A 2032-nucleotide genomic window follows, 5' to 3' on the forward strand; every position below is an offset into this window, starting at 1 on the left:
AACTAATAATTTTTGTAGTAAGCATCCAAACGGAAAAGGAAATCATGCACCTGCTTTATAATTAGTATTTTTTAATTATAGGTAATTTTTTATTCCAGCTTTACATATTAGCAAGCTTTATAAACTCATCGGCTTCCATTATTTGAATGCCTAAGTCCTGAGCTTTTTTAAGTTTGCTTCCTGCTTTCTCGCCTACAATTAAAATGTCTGTGTTTTTTGATACTGCAGATTGAACAGTTGCTCCGAGTCTTTCTGCAGTTTCTTTTGCTGATGTCCTTGTAAAACCTTCTATAGACCCTGTTATTACAACATTCTTTCCTGTAAGAGGTGATTCTACAGTTGTAAGTTTTTCAAATACAGGATTAACTCCTACCGCAAGTAAATCATCTATCAATTTCAATGTCTTTTTATTATTAAGGAAATCATAAATACTTTGAGCACTTATTTCGCCTATGCCCTCAATATTTTGTAAGTCTTCAATGGTTGCCTTTTTGAAATTATCTATTGATGTAAAATATTTAGCAAGCAAGTCGGCAGTAGTTTCCCCAACCTGACGAATACCTAATGCATATATAAATCTTTTTAAAGTAGTGTTTTTACTATTTTCAATAGATTCAAGCATATAAGATGCTAATTTTTCTCCCATTCTTTCAAACTTAAATAAATCATCTCTTCTTATTTTGTAAAGGTCAGCTGGAGTTTTAACAAGTCCGCTTTTTGTAAATACTGCAATCCACTCTTTACCTATTCTCTCCATATTCATAGCAGGCTTTGAAACAAAATATTCTATATATCTTGTAATCTTGCTAGGGCATTCATCATTTATACATCTCACAATTACATCGCCGTCAGTGATAGCAGTATCGCCTCCGCAAACAGGACATTTTTTAGGAAACTCAAAAACTTTGCTGTCTGAAGGCCTTTTATCTAATACCACTCTCACAATTTTTGGTATAACATCTCCAGAACGTATAACTACAACAGTATCTCCTATTCTTATATCTTTTGATTTTATTTCATTAGGGTTATGAAGCGTAACATTTGAAACAGTAACCCCACCAACTTGAACAGGCTCTAATTTAGCAACAGGTGTTAATGCACCAGTGCGTCCAACTTGTACTTCTATGTTTTTAAGAATTGTTTCTTTCTCTTCTGGCTTGAATTTGAATGCTACTGCAAATCTTGGAGCACGTGACAAGAATCCTAATTTCTCCTGATATTTAACATCATCAACTTTTATTACAAGTCCATCAATCTCATAATCCATTTTGCTTCTTTTTTCTTGTATATCATAATAAGTTTCTAATACTTTTTTAGCTTCAATATTTGGATGCACTCCTTCAACAGTAAAGCCTAATTCTGATAAAAACTCCATTGATTTATATTCATTAGTTAAATCAAAATCTTTATAATTAGCAATCTGATAAGCAAAGAATTTTAATCTTCTTTTTTTACTTTCAGAACTATCTAATTGTCTTAATCCTCCTGATGCTGCATTTCTTGCATTAGCAAAAGGTATCTCTTCAAGTTCTTCTCTCTCTTTATTTAATGCCTCAAAATCTTTTTTTGTTATTAATGCCTCTCCGCGTACAATGAGTTTTTTTGTCTCTTTTATGCTTTTAGGAACATTGCTTATCATCTTAACATTATTGGTAACATTCTCACCAACTTGCCCGTCTCCTCTAGTGCTTGCAACTGTGAGTTTTCCTTTTTCGTAAATAAGCTCTAAAGCAAGACCGTCAAATTTATTTTCAACAGTGTATTTTATTTTATTAGCATTAAGTTCTTTTTGCATTCTATTATCGAATTCCAAAAACTCCTCTTCATTCATAACATTAGAAAGCGAGTACATTGCAATAGGGTGCTCAAACTTATCAAACTTTTCAAGTATAGTGCCTCCCACTTTATTTGTAGGGCTATCATCTTTTTTTAATTCTGGAAACTCCCTCTCAAGATTTTCTAATTCTCTAAAGAGTTTATCATATTCATAATCTTCTATTTCAGGGTTATCATCTGTATAATAAAGTTTATT

1 protein-coding gene is annotated in these 2032 nt (G+C 32.0%); it reads right to left on the reverse strand.

Annotated features, from left to right (window positions below):
- Positions 1–100 precede the first annotated feature (100 nt).
- Positions 101–2032: NAD-dependent DNA ligase LigA (gene ligA, locus E6A48_RS07400; RefSeq protein ID WP_219709385.1), on the reverse strand; the 1932-nt coding region annotated here is incomplete at its 5' end.

The organism is Brachyspira pilosicoli (assembly GCF_019402445.1).
Lineage (GTDB): Bacteria > Spirochaetota > Brachyspiria > Brachyspirales > Brachyspiraceae > Brachyspira > Brachyspira pilosicoli_B.